Source organism: Acinetobacter sp. F16, from assembly GCF_052712855.1.
Window position 1 is genome coordinate 77,323 of the sequence record NZ_JBRATK010000002.1, and the last position, 23,640, is coordinate 100,962.

Annotated in this window: 25 protein-coding genes; 16 read left to right on the forward strand and 9 right to left on the reverse strand. The window is 40.1% G+C overall.

Annotated features, from left to right (window positions below):
• Positions 1–72 precede the first annotated feature (72 nt).
• A complete protein-coding gene (locus ACU0NF_RS01600) occupies positions 73–1,710 on the forward strand; it encodes a Wzy polymerase domain-containing protein (protein WP_445659914.1) in 1,638 nt (545 codons plus the stop codon).
• 49 nt (positions 1,711–1,759) lie between these two features.
• Here ACU0NF_RS01600 and bfr read toward each other — a convergent pair whose 3' ends face one another.
• From bfr to gmk, 6 genes are all read right to left on the reverse strand, one after another.
• Entirely contained in the window at positions 1,760–2,224 is a 465-nt protein-coding gene (gene bfr, locus ACU0NF_RS01605) for a heteropolymeric bacterioferritin subunit Bfr (protein WP_445659915.1), read from the reverse strand.
• A 247-nt stretch (positions 2,225–2,471) separates the two neighbouring features.
• Positions 2,472–2,666, reverse strand: coding sequence for a bacterioferritin-associated ferredoxin (locus ACU0NF_RS01610; RefSeq protein WP_131268380.1), 195 nt, complete (start codon positions 2,664–2,666; stop codon positions 2,472–2,474).
• A gap of 164 nt (positions 2,667–2,830) precedes the next feature.
• Positions 2,831–3,214, reverse strand: coding sequence for a RidA family protein (locus ACU0NF_RS01615; RefSeq protein WP_067726797.1), 384 nt, complete (start codon positions 3,212–3,214; stop codon positions 2,831–2,833).
• A 68-nt stretch (positions 3,215–3,282) separates the two neighbouring features.
• Positions 3,283–5,388, reverse strand: a complete 2,106-nt coding sequence (locus ACU0NF_RS01620) for a RelA/SpoT family protein (protein WP_445659916.1) — start codon at positions 5,386–5,388, stop codon at positions 3,283–3,285.
• A 221-nt stretch (positions 5,389–5,609) separates the two neighbouring features.
• Positions 5,610–5,891 carry a DNA-directed RNA polymerase subunit omega gene (rpoZ, locus tag ACU0NF_RS01625; protein ID WP_004650579.1) on the reverse strand — a complete coding sequence of 94 codons (282 nt, stop codon included), beginning with the start codon at positions 5,889–5,891 and terminating at the stop codon, positions 5,610–5,612.
• A 76-nt stretch (positions 5,892–5,967) separates the two neighbouring features.
• Entirely contained in the window at positions 5,968–6,591 is a 624-nt protein-coding gene (gmk, locus tag ACU0NF_RS01630; RefSeq protein WP_171537989.1) for a guanylate kinase, read from the reverse strand.
• A 134-nt stretch (positions 6,592–6,725) separates the two neighbouring features.
• Here gmk and ispH point away from each other — a divergent pair, with 134 nt between their 5' ends.
• The 12 genes from ispH (at position 6,726) to rplS (ending at position 17,836) form a co-directional block, all read left to right on the forward strand.
• Positions 6,726–7,676: a 4-hydroxy-3-methylbut-2-enyl diphosphate reductase gene (gene ispH / locus ACU0NF_RS01635; protein ID WP_445659917.1), complete on the forward strand. Its 951-nt coding sequence runs from the start codon at positions 6,726–6,728 to the stop codon at positions 7,674–7,676.
• Between the two features lie 163 nt (positions 7,677–7,839).
• On the forward strand, positions 7,840–8,373 hold the full coding sequence (locus ACU0NF_RS01640) for a pilus assembly FimT family protein (protein ID WP_445659918.1): 534 nt from the start codon (positions 7,840–7,842) through the stop codon (positions 8,371–8,373).
• 5 nt (positions 8,374–8,378) lie between these two features.
• On the forward strand, positions 8,379–8,873 hold the full coding sequence (gene pilV, locus ACU0NF_RS01645) for a type IV pilus modification protein PilV (RefSeq protein WP_445660007.1): 495 nt from the start codon (positions 8,379–8,381) through the stop codon (positions 8,871–8,873).
• A gap of 1 nt (position 8,874) precedes the next feature.
• Complete coding sequence (locus ACU0NF_RS01650) at positions 8,875–9,963, forward strand: PilW family protein (protein WP_445659919.1); 1,089 nt, start codon at positions 8,875–8,877, stop codon at positions 9,961–9,963.
• Positions 9,960–10,745 carry a pilus assembly PilX family protein gene (locus ACU0NF_RS01655; RefSeq protein ID WP_445659920.1) on the forward strand — a complete coding sequence of 262 codons (786 nt, stop codon included), beginning with the start codon at positions 9,960–9,962 and terminating at the stop codon, positions 10,743–10,745. The genes ACU0NF_RS01650 and ACU0NF_RS01655 overlap by 4 nt, the downstream gene beginning before the upstream one ends.
• 14 nt (positions 10,746–10,759) lie before the next feature.
• Entirely contained in the window at positions 10,760–14,569 is a 3,810-nt protein-coding gene (locus ACU0NF_RS01660) for a PilC/PilY family type IV pilus protein (RefSeq protein ID WP_445659921.1), read from the forward strand.
• 9 nt (positions 14,570–14,578) lie between these two features.
• Positions 14,579–15,082 carry a type IV pilin protein gene (locus ACU0NF_RS01665; protein ID WP_445659922.1) on the forward strand — a complete coding sequence of 168 codons (504 nt, stop codon included), beginning with the start codon at positions 14,579–14,581 and terminating at the stop codon, positions 15,080–15,082.
• Positions 15,076–15,543: a type IV pilin protein gene (locus ACU0NF_RS01670; RefSeq protein WP_445659923.1), complete on the forward strand. Its 468-nt coding sequence runs from the start codon at positions 15,076–15,078 to the stop codon at positions 15,541–15,543. The genes ACU0NF_RS01665 and ACU0NF_RS01670 overlap by 7 nt, the downstream gene beginning before the upstream one ends.
• Positions 15,544–15,686: 143 nt before the next feature.
• Complete coding sequence (gene rpsP, locus ACU0NF_RS01675) at positions 15,687–15,947, forward strand: 30S ribosomal protein S16 (RefSeq protein WP_067868778.1); 261 nt, start codon at positions 15,687–15,689, stop codon at positions 15,945–15,947.
• A 29-nt stretch (positions 15,948–15,976) separates the two neighbouring features.
• The gene (gene rimM / locus ACU0NF_RS01680; RefSeq protein WP_445659924.1) at positions 15,977–16,525 is read left to right on the forward strand and encodes a ribosome maturation factor RimM; all 549 of its coding nucleotides are present in this window, start codon (positions 15,977–15,979) and stop codon (positions 16,523–16,525) included.
• 42 nt (positions 16,526–16,567) lie between these two features.
• Positions 16,568–17,308: a tRNA (guanosine(37)-N1)-methyltransferase TrmD gene (trmD, locus tag ACU0NF_RS01685; protein ID WP_445659925.1), complete on the forward strand. Its 741-nt coding sequence runs from the start codon at positions 16,568–16,570 to the stop codon at positions 17,306–17,308.
• Positions 17,309–17,458: 150 nt separating this feature from the next.
• Positions 17,459–17,836, forward strand: a complete 378-nt coding sequence (gene rplS, locus ACU0NF_RS01690) for a 50S ribosomal protein L19 (RefSeq protein WP_445659926.1) — start codon at positions 17,459–17,461, stop codon at positions 17,834–17,836.
• Positions 17,837–17,915: 79 nt separating this feature from the next.
• On the opposite strand, the gene ACU0NF_RS01695 is transcribed toward rplS, so the two are convergent.
• The 3 genes from ACU0NF_RS01695 to ACU0NF_RS01705 form a co-directional block, all read right to left on the reverse strand.
• A complete protein-coding gene (locus ACU0NF_RS01695; protein WP_445659927.1) occupies positions 17,916–18,881 on the reverse strand; it encodes a lipase family alpha/beta hydrolase in 966 nt (321 codons plus the stop codon).
• Between the two features lie 200 nt (positions 18,882–19,081).
• Entirely contained in the window at positions 19,082–20,065 is a 984-nt protein-coding gene (locus tag ACU0NF_RS01700) for an esterase/lipase family protein (RefSeq protein WP_445659928.1), read from the reverse strand.
• 88 nt (positions 20,066–20,153) lie between these two features.
• Positions 20,154–21,182 (reverse strand): lipase secretion chaperone, encoded by a 1,029-nt coding sequence (locus ACU0NF_RS01705; protein ID WP_445659929.1) that lies wholly within the window; start codon positions 21,180–21,182, stop codon positions 20,154–20,156.
• Between the two features lie 150 nt (positions 21,183–21,332).
• Between ACU0NF_RS01705 and truB the strand changes: the two genes are divergently transcribed.
• The 3 genes from truB to ACU0NF_RS01720 all read left to right on the forward strand — a co-directional run bounded on the left by truB (position 21,333) and on the right by ACU0NF_RS01720 (position 23,636).
• On the forward strand, positions 21,333–22,238 hold the full coding sequence (gene truB / locus ACU0NF_RS01710; RefSeq protein ID WP_445659930.1) for a tRNA pseudouridine(55) synthase TruB: 906 nt from the start codon (positions 21,333–21,335) through the stop codon (positions 22,236–22,238).
• A gap of 27 nt (positions 22,239–22,265) precedes the next feature.
• On the forward strand, positions 22,266–23,036 hold the full coding sequence (locus ACU0NF_RS01715; protein ID WP_445659931.1) for a sulfite exporter TauE/SafE family protein: 771 nt from the start codon (positions 22,266–22,268) through the stop codon (positions 23,034–23,036).
• A gap of 135 nt (positions 23,037–23,171) precedes the next feature.
• On the forward strand, positions 23,172–23,636 hold the full coding sequence (locus ACU0NF_RS01720; protein ID WP_165494439.1) for a hemerythrin domain-containing protein: 465 nt from the start codon (positions 23,172–23,174) through the stop codon (positions 23,634–23,636).
• The last annotated feature ends 4 nt before the right edge of the window (positions 23,637–23,640 follow it).

Consider the following 23,640-nt stretch of genomic DNA (forward strand, 5'->3'; position numbering starts at 1 on the left):
GAATGAAAAATCAACTGATATCCTATCTATTTTTTCATTATCATAGCGTCAGTTTATTTTAATGTCTCATATATGAAATTCCTTCTGCTCCTCTTAGCCAGTGTACTTATTGCATTGGCTTGGCTCCTGCCTATCCATTACCGACCTTGGGTCACTTATACAGGCGAGCTATTTGCCTTCTTATCTCTTTTTTCATTAGTTGCAATTTATTTAAAAGACAAAATTAAACTGCCTGTATTAAGTTTGCCTTTACTGTTTCTTGCTACTATCCCGCTAATTCAATGCTTGGGTGGTGAATTATTTTTCTTCGATAAAGCTTTGACCAGTACGCTATTTGTCTTTGGATTTTGGCTGAGCATCGTCATCGGCTATAACTTGTCGGTAGAAAAGTCAGATCGAGAAAGTATATTCACTGGTTTTAGTATAGTTTTACTCTTATGTGGAACATTGACCGGAATTATTGCCATTTGCCAGTGGTTAACACTGGATGCTTATATTCCCGGTATGGTGAATATGCAAAATGCGGTTCGTCCCTATGCAAATTTTGCTCAACCCAATAATATGGCGACCTTCTTGGTTATGTCATTACTAGGCTGTCTGTATTTATATGAAAAACAGAAATTAAAAATCTGGATAACCTGTCTGTGTTCTTTGATTATGTTGTTGGCTTTGGCATTAAGTCAGTCTAGAACTTCATGGGTGGCGTGTTGCTGTATTTTGATTTATGGAGCTTATCAACAATATAAAGGTTTTATCCGCTTAAAATGGTATTACGCTTTAGCTTGGTTTGGATTATTTATTGGCTTCATTTTAATATTGCCTGCTGTTACTCAGTTAATTGGACAAATCACCGATGCAAATATTGCTCAGACTAAAGATGTAATTGCGCGTGCCACAGGGGATATGTCTCGCCTAGCCATTTGGAATCAAATGCTGCATGCGATTGCAGATCGTCCATGGTTTGGCTACGGCTGGAATCAGACCAGCGTTGCTTATACGCTCGTTAGTGAGCATTTTCAGGGACCAGTATGGGTTCGTAGCGCACATAACTTTATTCTAGATTTTATTCTGTGGAATGGCTTAATTATTGGCATACCATTCTTAGCCTACTTTGGCTATTGGGGCTATCAACTCAACAAGCATGTCAATTCAGTTGAATCTGTGATTGGTATTTTAATGATTGGGGCGGTGTTGATTCACTCAATGCTAGAGTTTCCGCAGTATTATGCCTATTTCCTACTTCCAGTAGGTTTTATTATTGGTCTGGTTCAGTCTCAGCAATCCAATATTAAAACCATTACACTTTCACCCAACTATATGCGTGCAGGATATGCAGTCTCTTTAGTATTGCTGATTTTAATTGTCAGAGATTATTCGGTGATGGTACCCAAACTGAACCAGTCGATGCGTAATGAGCAAACGCCTGAGAAAATCACCAATCAAGATCAAATTTATCTGCTAGAAGAATTTAACCGGCGTATTGAGTGGATTCGGATGAATCCATATAGCGAAGTGAATGTAGAACAATTAGAAGATATTAAGGAAATGGTGCTTAACTATCCGACCAAATATGATCTGATTAAATATGCCAAAGTTCTGGCTTTTAATGGTTATGAGCAAGAAGCTCGACATCAGCTTTGGTTATTAAAAACATTACGTAAAGTTGATCTGGACTATGCATCATTGGCCCAACCGGTTTCCGAAAAGTAAGACTTAAAACTAAAAAAGCCAGTCAATTGACTGGCTTTTTTATATAGTATTAGATTTGGCTTTGAATATAATTTTCGATACCGACTTTCTCAACCAAATCGAGCTGCGTGGTGGTCCAGTCCAAATATTCTTCTTCTTTTTCTAAAATTTCCTGCACAAGATCACGGGTCACATAATCCATTTCCTGCTCTGCCAGGCTGACAGCTTTTTGTAGCGCTTCAATGTTTTCGTTTACTTTGCGCACATCGCAATTTAAAACTTCAACAGTATGTTGACCAATGTATAACTTGCCTAAATGTTGCAGATTAGGCAGACCTTCTAAAAATAAAATACGTTCGATAATTTTATCGGCATGTTTCATTTGGCGAATCGATTCTTTATATTCGGCAGAACCGAGCTGTTCAATTCCCCAGTCATTAAACATGCGTGAATGCAGGAAATACTGGTTAATTGCCGTCAAATGGTGAAAGAGCACCTGATTTAACTGATTAATCACATCGCGATTGCCTTTCATTGTAAGTTCTCCATCAACAATTTCTGCCTTAACCATGTGTCAGGCAATCAAAAAATTATTATTTCAATTATCTTAAACAACTCGGGAAATAATGGCGAGTAATTTATTGAACGGCAAATGAAAATCGGAATCAAAAACGACTAAAGGTTAAATGGAATAATGGATAAGAAAAACCCGCTTAGAGTCATAAGCGGGGGAGGAAAATGATCTTTCGATCATTAAACTTTAATTATTATGGCTATAGTATTTAAGCCGCTATGGATATGCGGGCAGCGATTTCCGAAAGTTCTTCGCTAATGATGGCGCGCGCTTCTGGAGCACAACGGCCACAACAGGTACCCAAATCAAGTAAATCACGAATTTCGCGATAGCTTTCAGCGCCATTGGCTACGGCATCTTTAATATCTTGATCGGTAATACCACGGCATAAACAAACGTACATTTTCGACTAGCCACAATAGTGAAATAGGATAAGTGATATTATTGATAATTATTATCGTTTGTCAATGAAATTCATTTGAAATATCATTCTTATTCATTGAGTTTTTGAATAAAAAAATACCACCTAATCGGTGGTATTTTAGACAATTTTTTAACTATTTGATTTTATTTGTTAATAATAACTACGCCATCCATTTCCACTAAAGCATCTTTAGGCAGACTAGCCACGCCTAATGCTGCGCGTGCAGGGTAGGGTTGTGCAAAGTATTCACCCATAATCTGGTTCACCAGCTGGAAATGCGAAAGATCAGTCAGGAAAATGTTCAGTTTAGCGATATCCGCCAAAGAGCCACCGGCTGCTTCACAGACTGCTTTTAAATTATCAAATACGCGACGAATCTGTGCCTCAATACCTTCAACCAATTCCATACTGTAAGGATCTAAGCCAATTTGACCTGAAAGATACAGTGTATTCTCCACTAAAATCGCTTGAGAATATGTACCAATTGCTGCTGGTGCATTTTCCGTATGGATTACTTGGCGGGACATTGATTTCTCCTTATATCATCTTCATACATCATAGCGTATATCAGTCAAAAAAGTTGCATATGATTGAATTAACTTGCTTTAGATGTTTCTGTAATATTAATCGGTTGGGCTAAACGGGTAATGCGCGGGAAACCAAAATGCATACGTAAATCACGAATAATTTGCGCAATTTGTTTGCGGTTATGCACCACAATATTCACGTAAGTTTTGCCTTCATGGTTATGCACCATTTCTACACCGGTTTTTTCTTTACGGCATTGGTAGATGAGTTCAGAAATTTGTTCATCATTCATGACCATATCAATGCTTAAATAGGCGGTAAAGCTAATATCATCGGCATCTTCAGAAGCCCAGTGCAAAGGCATAATATTTTCTGGATGCTGGTGTTGTTCATGTAGAAGGTTGTGACAACGGGCACGATGCACGATTAATCCACGGCGCGATAAATGTCCCTGAATTGGGTCCCCAAGAACAGGGTTGCAGCAATGGGCATATTTGACATCCACACCTTCAGTGCCTTGAATCAGGCGGGTTGAAGATTGAGTCTCTAAACTCTGATCTTGCGCAAACAGATGATTGGCAACCAGTTGTGGAAGTAGGTCTCCCACAGCGACTTGTTCAAATAACTGCGCTTTAGATTCGATGTGACGCCATTGCAAGATATCAATCCAGTCGGCTTCTGTTAAATCTTTCACTGAGCGATTAAACAGTTTTAGGGCACGATTCAGTGCCTGTTGACCGACCAGTTGCTGCTCTTCAATGTCTTGATCACGTAAAATATTTTGTAAGGCACGGCGAGCTTTTTGGGTGTTGATAAAACTAAGCCAGTCTGGATTTGGTGTTGCTAGAACATCGGTAATAATTTCAATTACTTGTCCGCTAATCAATGGTGTTGAAAGTGGTTTGGTTTCACCATTTACTTTGGCACCCACAGCATGGTTGCCTAAAAATAGACTGGCTGAATAGGCGAAATCGACGGCTGTTGCGCCTTGAGGGAGTTCATGCAAATTGCCATGTGGCGTATAAACCCAAATTTTTTCTTGATGTAAATAATCTAACAGATCACTAAAGGTGGTTTTGGCACATTCGCCATCTACCAGCACATTCAGATTTTGCATGGAAGCTTGAATGGCTGAACGGCAGGCTTGAGGCGCATTTTCACCTAAGACCACGCCAAAACGGGCAGCTTTGCGCATCAGTTCAGTTTGAATGGTTAGTGATAAAGTAGTTTTCTCACCTTTTAAACGCATCATCAGCGATTGATTGCCACCGGGAAGGGGACGGCGGATATGATCTTCATAATGCAGAATCTGGAAATTCTCTCGCAAAATTTCTGCCAGGCGGTCACAGTCGGCAATGCTCTGTAAAATAATTTCAAAAGCATGGCTATGTGTCAGTTCTTGCAGATTAATATCATTTTTAACGAAGTGACGCAGTAATTCGATATTATTATTTTTCTTTTTAATACGACCCGCAATTTGATGCTGTTGCAGCAGTTGGGTAAGATTTTTTTCCCAAATGCTTTGATATTCACAGCGTTTAGGTTTGGTTTGAAATAATGCTTCTTGCACATTATTAAACATATCCAGATCGAGATTTTGATAGCACAGATGTTCCAAGTTATCGGCCATCTCATTCATGCCGACAATACGTGCCATCGGAACAAAAATATCAAAGGTTTCCTGGGCAATACGTCGACGTTTATCGGGGCGTAATGAACCCAATGTAGTCATATTATGATAACGGTCTGCGAGTTTAATAATAATGACACGTGGATCTTGTAGGGTTGCTTGCAGAATTTTACGGAAAGAGGCGGCTTTATTATATTCTTTATCACTGGAATGGCTGAGTTTAGTCACACCATCAACCAGTTCAGCAACGGTACGTCCAAATTTTTCAGTGATGTCTTCTTTATTGAAGTCAGTATCTTCAATGACATCATGTAAAAGCGCAGCCATCAGGGTTTCTGCATCCAGACGCATATGCGAAAGAATGCTACTCACCGCGATAGGGTGCAGGATATAGGGTTCACCACTTTTTCGGGTGATTCCATCATGTGCAATATCGGCATAATCGCAAGCCACAAGCACGCGCTCGACATCGCTTGCACTTAAGTAAGCGTCGATAATAATTTTGAGCTGTTGTCTGGCTTGGCTGACCTGTGGGCCTGGCATATAACACCTTTATTACTTCAGTTTTTACAGTTTAAATCGCTAGCCCTTTAATGAAAAACATATTGCATGACTTGTCAAATTTTTCATTTAAAAAAAAGCAAAAAGATACATCGTGAATAACGTATCTTTCTACTTATGTTATAACGGTTATTGAGCAAATATAAAAGTTATCCAATAAAAAAAGCCTAGTTAAAAACTAGGCTTTCTTAAGATTTATTTTCTTATTGGAAAGAAAAGCCATCTAAATTCAAGTTGTTTGCAGAAAGTGCAAGGTCAAGACTAGATGTTTGATAGTCCTGATCACGCTGTTTCAAAATATCTTTAGATACATGACCCGCTGCAATTTCACGTAAAGCAACAACGGTCGGTTTGTCGTTATCCCACTCTACAGTTGGTTCGATACCTTGACGTGCCAATTGACGCGCGCGTTTGCTTGCCACTAGTACAAGCTCAAAGCGGTTGTCTACATGGTCTAAACAATCTTCAACGGTTACGCGTGCCATAAGAATTCTCGTTTGAATATTAAATTTGAACAGACTGAGCAGTATAAAAGGCTTTGCCTGTAGACTCAAGTTTTAATCACAATTCAACAGGAGTAATTAATTTTTGAATCAATTCCTGCTGACGAGTCGCTTGTTGAGACAGCACCAAACGATTGGCAATAATCACACATTCCAAATCATGTAATGCTTTATTAAAGTCATCATTAATAATGACATAGTCAAAGTTTGTATACTGTCGCATATCTTCAACTGCACAGCTTAAACGATGTTCAATCACTTCAACAGAGTCTGTGCCGCGGTTCGACAAACGTTGACGCAAATCAAACTGGCTTGGCGGTAAAATGAAAATTTGTTTAGATTCCGGGAAAAGTTTACGAACCTGATCTGCACCTTGCCAATCGATTTCAAGTAAAACATCATGACCTTTAGCCAGTTGCTGTTTTACTGTGGCTTGAGCTGTACCGTAATAGTTACCAAAAACTTCGGCATACTCAATAAAACCACCTTGCTCAACTAAAGCAAGAAAATCTTCTTTTTGGGAAAAATGATAATGCACACCTTCGAGTTCACCAGGGCGTTGACCACGAGTAGTGTGAGAGACAGAAACGTGTAAATTGTTCACACGCTCAAGTAGGGCTTTAACGAGAGATGTTTTGCCTGTTCCAGATGCAGCAGAAACGACAAACAAGAGACCCGACATGATATTTTTCCTGATATGATAAAATATCTTCTCTATTTTAGAGCAGACAGCCCGCAAACTAAATAGCTGTTCGTAGGTTGTTTGCATTTATTTCAAATTATTCAGTCTAAATTCAAGTGAACATTGAGGGTCTTATGGAAATTGTATTGGCCAATCCACGTGGTTTTTGTGCAGGTGTCGACCGAGCAATTGCGATCGTTAATCGGGCACTTGAATGTTTTAATCCTCCGATTTATGTCCGTCATGAAGTGGTGCACAACAAATTTGTGGTCGATGATTTACGTCAGCGCGGTGCAATTTTTGTCGATGAACTGGATGAAGTTCCCGATGATAATATCGTAATTTTTAGTGCTCATGGGGTCTCTAAAGCGGTACAAATTGAAGCTGAACGTCGTGGTTTAAAAGTCTTTGATGCAACTTGTCCATTGGTGACTAAAGTTCATATTGAAGTGACTAAATATGCGCGTGAAGGGACTGAAGCGATTTTAATTGGTCATGAAGGTCATCCTGAAGTAGAAGGGACGATGGGGCAATATGACAAAAAAAATGGTGGTGAGATTTATTTAGTCGAAGATGAGCAAGATGTTGCTACTTTAAAAGTACATAATCCTGAAAAAGTGGCTTTTGTCACTCAGACCACATTGTCAATTGATGACACAGCTAAAGTGATTGATGCATTGCGTACAAAATTTCCTGAAATTCAGGGTCCACGCAAAGATGATATCTGTTATGCCACTCAAAACCGGCAAGATGCAGTGCGTGATTTAGCACTGCAGTGTGATGTTGTTTTAGTGGTAGGTTCGCCAAATTCATCGAATTCAAACCGCTTGCGTGAATTGGCTGAGCGTATGGGGAAACAGGCTTATTTAGTAGATAATGCAGATCAGCTTGATCAAAAATGGTTTAATGAAAATACGAAAATTGGCGTTACTGCTGGTGCATCGGCACCAGAAATTTTAATCAAGCAAGTGATTCAGCGTTTACAAGATTGGGGTGCTAAAGCACCTGAAGAACTGGCTGGGCGTGAAGAAAATATTACTTTTAGTTTACCGAAAGAGTTACGTATTTCTGTAACACAGGCTTAAAGCGTGAATGAATTAACATTCTGAAAATTTTAAAAAATTGACAGATAATTGTATTTTGACAATTATCTGTTTTTTTATACCTTTTATCTCTATTTGTGTCAGTTTTGTAAGTTAATTAGATATTATTTTTAATAGGGTAAAGTTTTGTTGCCTTGGGGGGAGTATGCAAAGAAAAGAACAGGGATTCACTTTAATTGAGCTGATGATAACAATAGCTATATTTGCAATTATTTCAATGATGGCAGCTCCTTCTTTTGGCGATATGATGTTAAGTCAAAATTTAAATAAAAGTACACAAAATTTAATTCTTACTTTAAATGAAGCGCGTTCCCAGGCAGTCACTAAGCGTATGTCCTTTGAAATTTATCTGGTACCTGAAAATAAAGATTATCAAGATATAGTTGATAATAACTTAACAGCCGTTCAAAGAGATAATTTAACAAGAAAAACGTTTTTTCTTTGGAAACCTGAAGGTAAAGCACAATTAAAAACAGGAGTACCTATTTCACTACTATTTGATTTCAATGGGGGCGTTTGTATTTCAGATTCAGGCAATCCAGCAAAGTGTTTAAGACCACTTGATCAGAATACTGATGTATTTCAGATTTGTAATAAATCAGGCGGTACGAAATCGAAAACGGTAAGGCTTTCTAGAATGGGAACAATTCAGCAGACGACAGAGGGGACTTGTTCGTGAAATCAATGACAACACAGAAAGGCGTCGGCTTGGTTGAAATTCTCGTAGCTCTATTGATATTAGCGATAGGCGTACTCGGTTTTGTTGCATTGCAATATCGTGCAGTAGAAGCAACTTCTGAGGCCAGTTCACGTGTACAGGCAATTAGTATAGCGCGAGATCTAGCTGAAAAAATACGTGTTAATCGTTTTGCTGTTACAGCTTATGAATCTCAAATAAAAACTCCCGCCAATCAAAAGGCATATAAAACAAATTGTTTTACTTCTAATTGTTCTGAAACAGATCTTGCAGATTTTGATGTAGCTCAAGTCACGAATAAGGCTGCCTCTTTTGGTATGACCATGAATATTATGAATTGTCAGGGAAATAATAATAACCGTAGCTGTGTATATGTTGCTTGGGGAGATTCGAGCGCCACAGATGGAACAGGAACAGGAGATTGTACAAATGGTAATGCTTACAATCCTGCCTCAACCTGCGTGATTATGGAGGCGTATTAAAATGATCAGACAATCAGGTTTTACTTTAGTTGAGCTGATGCTTTCTCTAACATTAGGTTTGATTATTACTGCAGCTGCAATTTTATTGTTTTTGACAAGTCAAAGAAGTTTGTCTATGCAGCAGGGTATTTCCGATATTCAAGATAATGCAAATTTCGGCTTAAATTATTTAACTAAAGATATTCGAATAGCAAACTTAAATAATCAAAAATCAATTTTAAATGATGAAACAGCATTTGGTGGAATTGTCCTTACTTCATCAGTGAATGCAATTAAAGATACAAAAACTACTCCTGCTACGCCTTTAAGTAATTTCGCTAATACTATTGTAGGAAATACGGCTGCAGTCAATTTACTTTCGAGAAGTAATGGGATGTCGGTGAGTACAGCGCCGGCTTGGTCAGGGGCATCCAATGTTCAAGTTAGCAGTTCTGATATATCAAGTGACCAACTAGTAATTCAATATATTCCGCAATACATTACAGATCAAAAAAATACGCCCACCATTACAAGTGATGACGTTTTATTTGGTGGCTTTGATTGTGAAGGTAATCGATTAGAATTTTTATTAAATGATCCTAAGCCTACAGAACCAGATCTAACAAAAAAAGCTGCTTTTGGTCCACAGGTCATTGTTCAACGCTATTTTTTACGTGTAGATGCTAACAATCAGCAAGCTGAACCTAACCAGCCTTTGGCACTTGCTTGTGATTCAGGATTTTATTCAACCACAGGCAATCCTAATGTTATCAACAGATATGGAGATGCGGGTGAAATTATGATGAAACGGGTTGATCATTTTCGTGTGTTATTAGGTGTTCAGAATGGCACTCAGCATAGATATGTATCAATAAATGATTATATGGGGCTACCTGCACCAAGACCTCGAATAATTTCGCTACAAATTGGTTTATTAACCCGATCTTCTCAAAATGTCGGAAATGATTCTTTGATTAAAGACGATCAAGAGTTTGTCGTATTGGATCAAACTGTAAAAGTGAAGAAACCCACTACGACCACAAAATACGTGCGTCAAGTTATTTCACAAACAGTGGCCTTAAGAAATTCTTTAGGGGAGCGCGGAAAATGAGAAGAACTCAATCAGGAGCAGCTTTGATCGTAGTACTTGTTTTTCTCGTGGCTATTATGGTGATCGGAACAATTGCGATTCGTCAAAGTATGGTGGGCTTAAGCATTGCAACAAACAGTCAGGTTCAGCAGTTATTAACTCAAAATTCAGATTCAGCATTTTTTAGTACAGAAGACATTAATAACTTGGCTCAAGCTTTGAGCGGAAGTGGAATGTTTGGCTATGTGAGTAATGCTAACGATAAAAATAAGGAACTGGTCTTTTGTTATCGTGGAGACCAATCTGACTTCTTTGATATTGGCCGAGCAAATATCATTGAATGGGAGCCTGCTGGGACGAAACCAACAAATAATAATTTCGGTGTAAATGGATATTGTGATGCTACACAAAGTAGTAATAACTGGTTTACAAGTGGGCGCCGCGCGGTAATGACCCAGGTTTCAGTTAAATTTTCAACAGCTGAAGAGCTGGATCCTTTCTATGACCGAACACGGGCTACAGATACCAAAACAGGGCAAGTTGAAGAGACTAAACGGGTAAAAATATTTTCGGTATCACTTATGCCTGCTCTTACAAGTGTTCCTCGTGCAGATATTAATACTTGTCTTCAATCTCATATGAATGAGGTCACTGTACCTAGTGATACGACAAAACCAACAATCTCTTCAGGAACAGCAGTTAAGGATAATCCATTGACTAGCGTAACTGATTGTTTAACTAGTTTAAATGTACCTTTCACGACTCAGGTGAGTGAGTACACCATTGCGCAGAACTTTACATAATGGGGGAAGGGGAAATGAAGAGATTAAAAAATAAAATGAAGTTTAAAGAATGTGGTCAAAAGTTATTGGCAACGACTATTACTGCATTGTGTACAGGTCTTATTGTTAATAGTACAGTTCAGGCAAGTGATATTGATATTTATCAGGAAGCAAAGTCAGGTGATATTACACTCATGCTTTTGCTTGATATTTCTGGAAGTATGGATACCCGATCAATTAGTAATGACTATGGAGTTAGTTGTACTACAAGTGCAGATACTGCGCCAGGTGGCTATACTCGTAATTATTGTTCCGTTAGTAAAAGTAGTGCTTCAGCAACAGTAAAAGATACAAAAACTGGATGTACCTTAGTGGGTACTTCTTACCGTTGCTATGATCGGATTTCAAGACTTAAAGATGGTGTTTTTGATCTTTTACAAGGGAATACCACTAAAGGAATAACTAAGCTTGATGATCGAAAAATCATTGGACTTTCAACACTCGGGGTTTATACAAGCAGATACTATGATACGGGACGCGTGTTAGTACCAGCACGAGCTTTGGGAGTTGATGTAGGAAGTCAAAAACAACGAGATATTTTATTAAGTTACGTGAAAGGGCTTTCAGCATCTACCAATACACCAACGGCTCGATCTTATGCTGAAACTGTATCATATTTAATGGGTACTACAACTGCCTCAAGACAGCGAACTGTATCTGATATGCCTTATTATCGATCGTACGAGTATAGATCTAAGACTACTAATCCCTGGGTGCAATATGTGAGTAAGTGTACAGCGTGGAATACGAGTTATTCTACGTGTAATACATGGAGTGCTTTTTCTAGTGCGGAAAGCTTACCAGAATTAAATGATTCTATTAACAGTTCTGCGTGTACCATTAGTACTTCAGGTAGCTATTATCAAAATAAAATTTGTTATAATTATACAGGGGTGATTGATATCACGAATAGTAATTCTGGTTTTACTTATTCGACAACCGATACAAAAAATGTAGATCAAACTTTATATAGTGCACCAACTTCTTTAACTCAAGAAGAGGATATTAAAAAATGTAGTGGGCAAGGTGTTTATGTTCTGACTGATGGTGATCCATCAGAAGATACTAACTCATTACCTCTAATTCAGGGTGCATTAGGTTTGCAGGGACAAAATTTCACTTGTGATAACAGTAGTTATGATTGTCTGAATAAACTAGCTTTAGTTTTACTTGATCCTACTAAAAACCCTGCAAACATAAAATTTAAAACAGCAGTTGTAGGATTTGGAAGTAGCTTTAATAATGTTGCTTCTTTTAGTAAAAATTTAACTCAAGAACAGAATATTACTAATTTAGGCACAATTAATACCAATGTAAAGCGAGCTGCTTATTGGGGAATTATTGGTGAAGGAGGATGGTACTCTGGGGCAAGTTCACAGGACGTTGTTGATAGCGTCAATGAGTTTATCAGTAGTTTGAGTGCAGATATCCCTGCAGTTACAACTGGTTCTCCAACTGTGCCTAGAGATAGTCTTAATCCATCAGTTTTACAAAAAGAAGCTTATTATCCACAATTTCAACCAACCCCTGATAAAACCTATCAACTCTGGGCAGGTAACCTCAAGAAATACAATGTGATTGAAGGTATACTAAGAGATAAAGGCAGTAATAAAATTATCGATGATAAAGGCCGTATTATTGATAACTATGACCTATGGGCGCCTGCTGTGGATCCAAGTGTTAAGGATGCAGATGAGACAACTTATGGTAGTACCAAATTTGCATTAATGGGTGGTGTAAAGTCACAACTCAAATTACGTACCGATGCAAACACAGAAAATCGTAAACTGCTTACAAATCGTATAGCAAATGGGACAGGAACGACAGCAACTTTTGGCAGTAGCACCACTTTACGTCAAGTTAGAATTGCAGATTTAACCGATACAACTTATAAAAATGATTCGAATCGCGGTTATCTCATTAGTTTGTTGGGTTATGGTGTGGATGCAGCGAATCCAACAGGGATTAATTTAACAACAGCACCAGAGTTACGCCAGATAGGTGCCGTTATGCATTCATCACCTTTACTGGTCACAAACAAAGGTAAAATTACCTATACGAATAATATTTTAGGTTCTACAAACCGTGAGGATTATGTTTTATTTGGTACTACTCAAGGACTTTTACATGTGGTAGATGCAAAAACAGGAAAAGAGAAATTTGCATTTGTGCCCAATGAAATGGTTGAAAATCAAAAGGATACTTTTCTGAAATATGACAGTACAAATGGTGGTTTGAGTAAATTGTATTATGGTATTGATGCTCCATGGACAACTTATACTGAATATGCCATTGATAGTTCAAATAACTTAACAGTTGGTACAGGTCGTAACTCACAAAAAGGTAAACAGATCGCTTATGGTGGTTTACGTATGGGGGGGCGTAGTTACTATGCTCTAGATCTGGCAGATATAAATAACCCTAAACTTCAGTTCCAAATTTCTCCTTCAGATCAAAAAGTGTATTACAACGGAAGCAGTAAACCAGTACCTGCCTTACAATATATGGGGCAAAGTTGGTCTAAGCCTGCAATTGCCTGGGTGAAATGGGGTAAAAGTCGCAAACGTGTCATGTTTGTAGGTGGAGGATATGATGCAGGTGGTGACGATGGCGATGCTCGTACCAATGGTGTTAAAGGTGCATATGCGGGTTATGAAAGTGATACATATAATCAAACCAATGCCAAAGGTGGCGGTGTCTATATGTTTGATGCTGATACTGGTGATTTGTTATGGTGGGCTAGTAAAAATGCAACAACCAGTGGAGTTTCAACAGACAGCGGCGTAATTGGTTTAAATGACGCCAATTTAAAATATAGCGTAGTCAGCGAAATACGCACTGAAGATAGAAATGCTGATGGGTTAGTTGATCATCTTTATTTCGGTGATTTGGGTGGTCAGTTATTCCGTATCGATCTTAATAATAATGCAGCAACATTAGGCGCATTTGCGAAGACTCCGAGGCTGTTACTGACTTTAAATGCTGCTGAAAAAAGCCCAAGATTTTACGAAATGCCAGGTTTCTCTATCTATGATTATGCAGGAAAAACCTTTGCTGCAATTTCTATTGGAACGGGTAACCGTAGTCAACCTTTGAAAGATTATACTGTAGGAATATCTGGTTATGATTATGACGCAGTTTATAATATTTATGATAAAGATGTGGCGCGTAAAGACTTATATACCGCTACTACATTTACCAAGACATTAACAAAAGCCGATCTAGGCGAAATTACTCAAGCTAATCGGAATGATGCTACAACACTTGTTGCACCATATACTGGTAATGGGTGGTTCTATCGTTTTAAATCGTCAGGTTCAGCTGCGAAACTGCAAAGTGCCAAAGTCTTTGCGACCCCAATTGTTATAAACTCAAGAATGTTTGTTTCAACATTTGATGGTAGTAAGCCTGGTTTATCGGGCGACTGTGGTGCTGGGGTTAAAGGTGAAAGTTTCTTACAACAGTTCTGTATGCCATATGGTCAGTGCGTTAAAGCAACTGGTAATAATGGTGGAACTGGAGATTCGCAAGATCCAGAATGTACATCACCAGATGGATGTTCAACGGGCTCAGGTATTCAACTGACAACCGTTGTTGATGATAAGAAATGTAACCCTGCGGTTGAAACGTGTGAGGAGATTCCACCACCACCAACTAATAATTCAAATTATTGTATCTCTACAGGAAATCGTGGCGCGACCACAATAGCGGGTATTATTTCGGCGGGTAGCAGTAAAATTTGCTTGGTACCACAACGTTGGTATGAGTTTTCTGGTCTTAGATAAGAGGGATAAATGATAAATTTTAAAAAAAAGCACCCTGTATCTGGCTTTACACTTATTGAATTAATGGTCGTGGTTGTAATAGTCGCAGTTCTTGCGGCTATTGCTATCCCCGGTTATCAGGAATATGTACGACGGACATTTGCTACTCAGGCTCAACAGGAAATTCAACAATTAGCAAATTTACTAGAAAAAAATAAAACACGTAATTTTAATTATTTAGGTTTTTCGACTACTTCTGATCCATTAATATTACCGGTTGGTGCTACAGGCAGCTCCATTAAATACCGGATTACTGTAAGAGATGGGGAAAATACCACCAGAACTCTTACAAATAATGCTGCTGCTGGGCAGAGTTGGGTAATCCGTGCTGAAAGTACGGATACAAAAAACTTTAACTTTTTAATGACCAGTGTGGGAACACGTTGCAAAAATAAAACCCTTGCAAATATCACTGCAAATAACATTACAGATGCGACTTGTGGAACCGATGTTACAGGACGTGAAGAATGGTAAAAAATCTAAAAGGCTTCACTCTCATAGAGCTTATGATCGTTGTGGCAATTATCGCGATTATTGCAATGGTGGCTTATCCTTCATATCAAGAGTCTGTGCGTAAGACCAAGAGAACAGATGCACAAGCTTCTATGCTGCAAATTGCCGGACAATTACAACGCTATAAAATAGCAAACTTTACATTTTTTAAGGCAGGTACTACAACAGCAATAACATTGGTTGATGCGGGGGTACCTTCAGTACTACCAACATCGGCTTCACCATTATACGATTTAACTTTAACCAATGTGAATGCCGGAACATGGACTCTCATAGCTACACCAAAGTCCGGTTCGGCTCAATTGGGAGATGGTCATATTGTTCTCAATCATCGTGGAGAGCGCTGTTGGACTAAAGGTAGTGATAAAAGTGGTGGTATAGCTTGCGTTCCTTCAGCCACCTCCAACTGGGACGGTCGTTAATTAAATTTAAACTGTGGATAACTTAAAATTTGATCTTTCTTTCATAGCAAATATAACGTAAAATATTGCCCTCTATGAAAGGGGTTTGAAATGCTGCCGATGGTCGGCACAGGGATAATCCGTAAAAACTATAAGGTTGTATCATGGTCGTAATTCGTCTAGCACGCGGTGGTGCTAAAAAACGTCCGTTCTATCAAGTTATTGTAACTGATAGCCGCAATGCGCGTGACGGTCGTTTCATCGAACGTATTGGTTTCTTTAACCCTACAGCTCAAGGTCAAGCAGAAAAACTTCGTTTAGATGCTGATCGTTTTGCTCATTGGGTTGCTCAAGGCGCTCAACCGTCTGAACGTGTTGCTTCTTTAGCTGCTCAAGCTAAGAAAGCTGCTGCAGCTACTGCATAATTTATTGCGAATTAAGTAGTAGGTAACCCATGACACCAACACAGAATGTTCCCGAAGATCGTATTCAGATTGGACAGCTACGTTCAGCATATGGATTAAATGGGTGGCTCTGGGTCTATTCCAATACAGAACCCATGAGCAACATCTTTGACTATCTTCCTTGGTACATTGAGACCAAAGAAGGTTGGCAAACAGTAGATGTAAAACGCTGGAAACCGCATGGTAAAGGCTTGGTTGTCAGCTTAAAAGGTGTGAGCGATCGCACTGCGGCAGATGGCTTGGTTGGCACCAATGTCTGGATTTCAAAATCGCAACTTCCGAAAGCAGGAATGGACGAGTTTTACTGGACAGATTTGAAAGGCTTAACAGTGTTAGGTTTGGATGATGCTGAACAAGAAGTAAATCTCGGTAAAATCCATGAAATGTTCGAGACCGGTGCCAATGACGTAATGGTGGTTCACGCAACACCAGACAGCGTTGATGCTGAAGAGCGCATGATTCCATGGCATAAAGATGTGGTGCAGCGCGTTGATCTTGAAGCTGGTCGTATCTACGTCAATTGGGGCGTAGATTATTAATCCTTTAAGGATGAACGCAGCAGGAAAATAGAGGAGTCTGCGATGTTTTTTGCAGTCATTACGCTTTTTCCTGAAATGTTTGAAGCGATTACAGCCTACGGTATTAGCGGGCGTGCGGCAAAACGTGAAATAGTGCAAGTCACTTGTATTAATCCACGCGATTTTGCAACGGGCAACTATAAAAGAGTGGATGAACGTCCATTTGGCGGTGGTCCGGGTATGGTGATGATGGCTGAGCCTTTGTCTCAAGCAATTAACCATGCCAAAGAGCTTGCAGTGCAAGCGGGTTGTGTTCAGGTTCCTGTGGTGTATATGTCTCCACAAGGAAAAACCTTAAATGAACCGGCAGTACAGCAGTTTGTTGAATATGACGGATTGATTGTGCTGTGTGGTCGTTATGAAGGTGTTGATGAACGTTTGATCCAGCAATATGTTGATCAGGAATGGTCCATTGGTGATTATGTTTTGTCGGGTGGCGAACTTCCTGCGATGGTTTTACTAGACAGTATTATCCGGAGACTTCCGGGTGCGATGTCGGATGAACAATCGGCAATACAAGACTCATTTGTGGATGGTCTTTTAGACTGCCCGCAATATACCAAGCCAGACCAGTTTGAAGGTTTGGATGTGCCTGAGGTGTTAAAGTCTGGGCATCATGCAAACATTGATAAATGGCGGTTCTTGCAGCGCTATCAACGAACCCTCGATCGCAGGCCTGAGCTTGTTGAGAAAGTTGAGTTGACCAAGCAGCAAAAAAAATGGCTAAAAGATTCGAATACTTAAAGTCGACTTTAAGTATTTTTAAACAGGCTCTTTATCGACCGAAGTGAAGACTGAGGTGGTAAAGGGAAAGATAAACGGGTCGATATGCGCTTTAGCCTCTGTCCCCAGCGGTAACAGACCTCTTCTGTCCCGCACATTGGAGATTCCCACATGAGTGGTAAACATCCTTTAGTTCAAATTATTGAAAATGCTCAATTAAAAACTGATATCCCAGCTTTTGCACCTGGTGATACTGTAGTAGTTCAAGTAAAAGTAAAAGAAGGCGACCGTGAACGTCTTCAGGCTTTTGAAGGTGTTGTAATCGCAATCAAAAACCGTGGTTTGAACTCTGCATTCACTGTACGTAAAATTTCTAGCGGTGTTGGTGTTGAACGTGTTTTCCAAACACATTCTCCAATCGTTGCTGGTATCCAAGTAAAACGTCGTGGTGACGTACGTCGTGCTAAACTTTACTACCTACGCGAATTGTCTGGTAAAGCTGCACGTATTCGTGAAAAATTACCAGCTCGTAAAGTTAAAGCTTCTTAAGTTTAGGCTAAAGTTAAGTTTTATTACGAGTTAAAAAATGCGCCTAAAGGCGCATTTTTTATGTCTGAATCTTTTTAGTTTATAAACCTTGCATTTTTAAGCGGTTAGCATGCTGACGATAGACATCGACCGGATCGGGTGCAAATAACGATTTCAGACCGAGTACCTGATTGACTTCGTCTAAATGGTTCCAATTGTAATTGTCACGGATGGTTTTACCAAACTTTGCGCTGCAACGGGATACCAGGCCATCATTTTCTTTACCGCCATTAATCAACAAACTGGTGACCTTTAAAGCACCATCAGGATCCAGTAAATTGGTCACTGTACCGATACCGGTAAAGGAATAGTTATAAATACCCTGATCTAGGAACTTGCCTTCTCCACATGCTGTGCTTGGCATGCCTATGGGGAAATTGGCATTAAACTGTGCAGAGCCTTCAAGAGTTAAACTTTTACCACCGGCTAAAGAATCATGCGGAAAGCTTTGCGGGTCAAGATCTTGTGCCCAGGTAATCGCTTTGGAAACAAAATTGATGATACCTATGAGTGGGCCTTCAATAGCCGTACCTTCAGCAGACAAGATCAAGTCCGCTACAGGCGAGCCTTTATGTGGCGCACCTACTCCCGTCATTGAGGCAACTTTACCCGGTAAGGCTGCACCAACGTAGCGAATGGTTGGACCTCCATGCGAGTGGCCAATCAGATTGACTTTTTCTGCCCCGGTCAATGCCAGAATCTCTTCGACTTGTCGTGCCAGTTGTTCACCACGAATTTCAGATGAATTAAATGGCGATACACGGGTTGCCCAGACGTTGGCACCGTTACGGGCCAAGTCCGGCAGAATTTGATACCAGTAGTCGAGACCAAACTGGTCGGTTCCTACAGTGATAAAACCAGCCATCCCATGACTAAAAACAATCGGGTATTTGGTTTTTGCATAGCTTGAGGTTGCTTTTCCCGTGACTTGGGTAGCGTTACCTGCTTGTACTTGGCTAAAAGCACTGAGTGACATTAGGCCAGCAATGAAGAGTCCGTATTTCATATTGAATCCTCAAAATATTATTGTTTTAAACCAGTTGTTTTATTAGACAATTTAAATTGTCAAAATTTAGTATTGAATATAAGTGGTCTGATTTCTAAATTTAACAGACCAATGCAATATAGAGTTGTAACAAGGTATGAATATGAAAATGCCCATAAAAATAGTGCCTTTATGGGCATGGATTTGTTTAGAAGCTCGGTTTATAAACCCTTAAGTTTTAGACGATTGGCATGTTGTCTAAACAGGGCCACTGGATCAGGAGCAAACATCCCTTTTAAACCAAACATCATGTTGGCAAGGTCAGTATGATTGAGGTTGTAATTATCACGGATGACTTGACCGATATGTGAACTACAGCGGGCAACCATACCATCATTGTCTTTGTTGCCATAAGACAATGGTCCGAGTTGCATCAGAATGCTATCAATGTCCAGAAGGTTGGTGGTTTGCGCAGTTCCACCCCAGGAATAGTAGTAAATTTCCTTATCCACTTCCGCCCCGCTCTTGTTACAGTCAGAAGCTAAAGCAGCGGTCGGGAAGCGTTTATTGAAGTTTGCCGATTCTACTTCGGTCAATGACTTCATCGAAGCATCAAAGTTCACTGGAATATCCGGATTGGCTTGAGCCCAGGTCATCAGTGGCCCAATGATATATTGTCCCAAAATATTGAAGGCAGTACGGCTAAGCATATTGTTTTGAATATCATCGGCCACTTTAGAACCGCGATATGTTCCACCCACGCCGGTCACCGATGCGACGTATTCAGGTTTCACTGCTGCTACGTATTGTACGGTTGGACCACCATGACTGTGACCGATCAGGTTTACCTTGTTTTTACCGGTAAGGGCAATCACTTCTTCAACCTGAGTAATGAGTTGTTCACCACGAAACTCGGTGGTATTGGCAGGGGATAACTGGGCTGCAAATACGGTTGAACCATTACGCGCCATATCGGGCAAAATTTGATACCAATAATCAATGTTGAAACTATCATTTCCGATACGTGACCAGCCCAGCCAGCCATGGGTCATGACAATGGGATATCGGGTTTTTGCATAGTCAGATTTGACCGTTTCTTTGATTTGCAAAATTCCTTTTGCTGCTTGTGTTTCAGCGGTTAGACCCATGGTCAGGGTGGTCATTAGCGCAAGCATGATTACTTTTTTGTTTTTTAAAGTTTTCATCGACTTTTCCTTAAATATTTTTGTTTTTATTTATATAAGCACATAAATCAGATGATCAATCTAGTCACCTGATGGGGCTACATTGCGATTACTCGCCATAGGGTAATTTTCCTCCCTGATCATGAACGGATTCAAACGTTCCTACCCGGAGTTGTTCTTCTGGTTTGCTAAAATGCTGCGTCCTTAATTGTTGAACGGCTTTTTGCTTGGCCTCATCACTCATGCCACTTTTTATGATGTTATCGCGTTCTTTTAAATAACCATCGACCTTGTTTTTCCAGTCACTGCGTTCTCCATCTAGGCTTTCCAAACGCTGTGTGGCCTCGGGACCGACCAGATTCATCCGCATTTGATGAATTTCTTCCGCTGAACCACCGCGTGCTTTAATGTCTGCGGTCAGTTTGCGCAAGTCTTCAAGTTTGTTGAGCTGCTCTAAATTTTCTTTCCAGTCTTGGGGCAATTGATTAAACAAGTCTTTTAATTTTTGTGCTTTTTGCGCTTCAGTTAAGCTTTCGTCATCCATCACTGTCATACGGCTTAAGGTGTATTCATGGTAAATATCTTCAGTCCCGAATAAGCCTTCAATTTCGTAGTCCGAGAAAAGTTGTTTGCGCAAATTTTTCATATTGGCAAAGATGCTTTGATAATATTTCGGATCTTCTTTATCAATATTGGGTGCCTGTAAGTCACCCAGTTTTTCACGGTAATCGATATAGCGATTCCACAAATCTAGAATTTGTGCACGGGCAGGTGCTTTATAGGTTTGCTGGATATAAGCCTTAAAATCATTTTTAATCTGCTGGATATCTTTTTCCCCATACTGGGTAATAAAATATTCAAAACAGTTGCGTGTTTGTTCATTTACAATTAAACGGTTGGCCCCATCGAGGCGCAACTGACAGTTTACTTCAGTGTCCTGTTGGCTTTTACTCATAAAAGCCCCGCCTTGAACTAAATTTTCTGGCGTATTTTCGGCTAAGGTATTTCCTTGAGGATGAGCAGTTTGTGCGGTAGGCGCTTTTTCGGCACTCGATTGCGAGGGAGCTAGCCAAAATAAGAGTGCACCAATCCCCACAAGAATAAGCGCCAAAATAATCCATAACTTATATCTCTGCATTTCCTATGCAACCTTATTGTTTTGTTTTTATAAGTTTAAAAATAGGACTTAAATTTGCCATTAAAGACGTAAATGCAACGTAGATAAGTTGTAAAGAATAGTGAGCGGTTGTTAACATGTCAGCCGTTTCAACTTGCTTGATCTTTCGCTATGAAAAAGACTTCACCTAAGATTCAACGCCGGCATATTAGCGGTGTGTTTTTACTGAATAAGCCTTTGGGAATTAGTTCTAATGCTGCCTTACAGCGAGTACGTGGCTTATATCGAGCACAAAAAGGGGGGCATACCGGTGCTTTAGATCCTCTGGCATCCGGGTTGTTACCCATTTGTTTAGGTGAAGCGACTAAATTTTCCCACTATTTATTAGATTCGACCAAGCGTTACCAAACCACTATTCATCTAGGTCATAGCACAACGACGGGTGATGTCGAAGGTGAAGTGCTGTTGGAACAGGCTGTTCCTGCGCTGACTGAAGAAAAAATTGGGCAGGTTCTGGCAAGCTTTGTCGGCGAGATTCAGCAAGTTCCACCGATGTATTCTGCCTTGAAAAAGGAAGGGCGTCCGCTGTATGAATTGGCGCGCCAAGGTATTGAGATTGAACGTGAAGCACGCCCAATCACCATTGAAGCAATTGAATTACTGTCCTTTACCGAAAATAGCCTGACTTTGGATATTACCTGTTCTAAAGGCACGTACATTCGGGTGTTGGGTGAAGACATTGCCAAAGCCTTAGGCACTTTTGGACATCTGACTTATCTGCACCGGATTAAAACCGGTCAGTTTGATCTGATTCCAAGCTATACCATTGAGTATCTGGAAAGCTTGACTGAATGGGAACGTGAAGCCTTGTTACTCCCTGTATTTGCACCGGTCGAGCATTTCCCTCGGGTTCAGATTCCTGAAGGGCGTGCAGAATATTTCGGACATGGTATGGAAAGCAATATTGAGCATGAAGCAGTCGCAGAAGTATTGGTATTTGATGGTGAGAAATGTTTAGGTCTGGCTGAAATCACCGATAAAAAACGCCTGGTGCCAAAACGCGTGTTAAATCTCTAATCATTATTTCAGAGTAGATAAAACTATATGGAAATCGATATCATCATCAGCCTACTGTTTTTTGCATTCTGTGCAGGTGCAATTGATGCAGCAGTAGGCGGTGGTGGTCTGATTCAGATTCCAGCAATTATGAATGCCATGCCGCAACTCTCGCCGGCCACTGTATTCGGCACCAATAAACTGTCATCCATCTGCGGTACGGCATCGGCCGCCTATTCATTTGTGCGCAAGGTCAAATTGCGCTGGAAGCTGCTGGCGATTATTGCCAGCTGTGCTTTTATCAGCTCCTTTGCTGGTGCGGCCTGTGTCACCATGATTCCCAAAGAAGTGTTGCGTCCGTTTGTACTGGTTATGCTGATTGTGATTGCAATCTATACCTTTATGAAAAAGCAGTTTGGGCAAGTGCATGTGCAGCAGGAATTAACGCCTAAAATTTTGCTTCTGGCCGCTGTTGGTAGTCTTGCGATTGGTTTTTATGACGGTATTTTTGGTCCGGGAACCGGCAGTTTTTTCATTTTCTTTTTTATTCGTTATTTGAAAGCTGACTTTTTGCATGCCTCCGCTTTGTCTAAGGTGGCCAATTTAACCACCAACCTGGCTGCGCTGAGCTTTTTTGCCCCGACGGGTCATGTGCTGTTTGGCCTAGGTTTGATGATGGCTGTTGCCAATGTCGCAGGCTCATTGGTCGGAGTGAAAATGGCCCTGAAATACGGTAGCGGTTTTATCCGGATTCTGTTTTTGATTCTGGTTTCCATGCTGATTTTACGCTTAAGTTATCAAATGTTATTTGTAAGTTAATAAAAACATTCACAAAAATTAACAGTTTTTTCGAATCGTCTGGCATAAGAATAAGAGATCTACAAAGGGTGGATTCGCCCTTTTATATAAATTTTTTCGCGATCATATAGCCTATAGCCAGAGGTCATTAAAATAATGAATATATTTGAAGCATTACGTGAAAGTCATGAAATCCAGCGTGATCTGTCAGAAAAATTACTGCAAACTTCTGGAGATAGCCCAGAACGCCATGAGCTGTTTAAACAACTCAAGAATGAATTATTTGCCCATGAAACGGCTGAAGACCGTTATTTTTATATTCCGCTGATGATGACAGATTCTGGACTGAGCATTACCCGTCATGCCTTGGCAGAACATCATGAAATGGATGAGATGATTGAAGAACTGAGTGAAACTGATTTCAGCAATCCCGGCTGGATCGCGATAGCCAAAAAGCTTTCTGATAAGGTGCATCATCACCTGAAAGAGGAAGAGCACAGCTTTTTTCAGCAGGCGGGAAAAATTCTGGGAGAGGATCAGAAAACAGCTTTAGCCGTGCAGTACAAGAATGAATATCAGCGTTATAAAGACATGAAAAAAGATATGCTGGTACAAAGCTAAAATT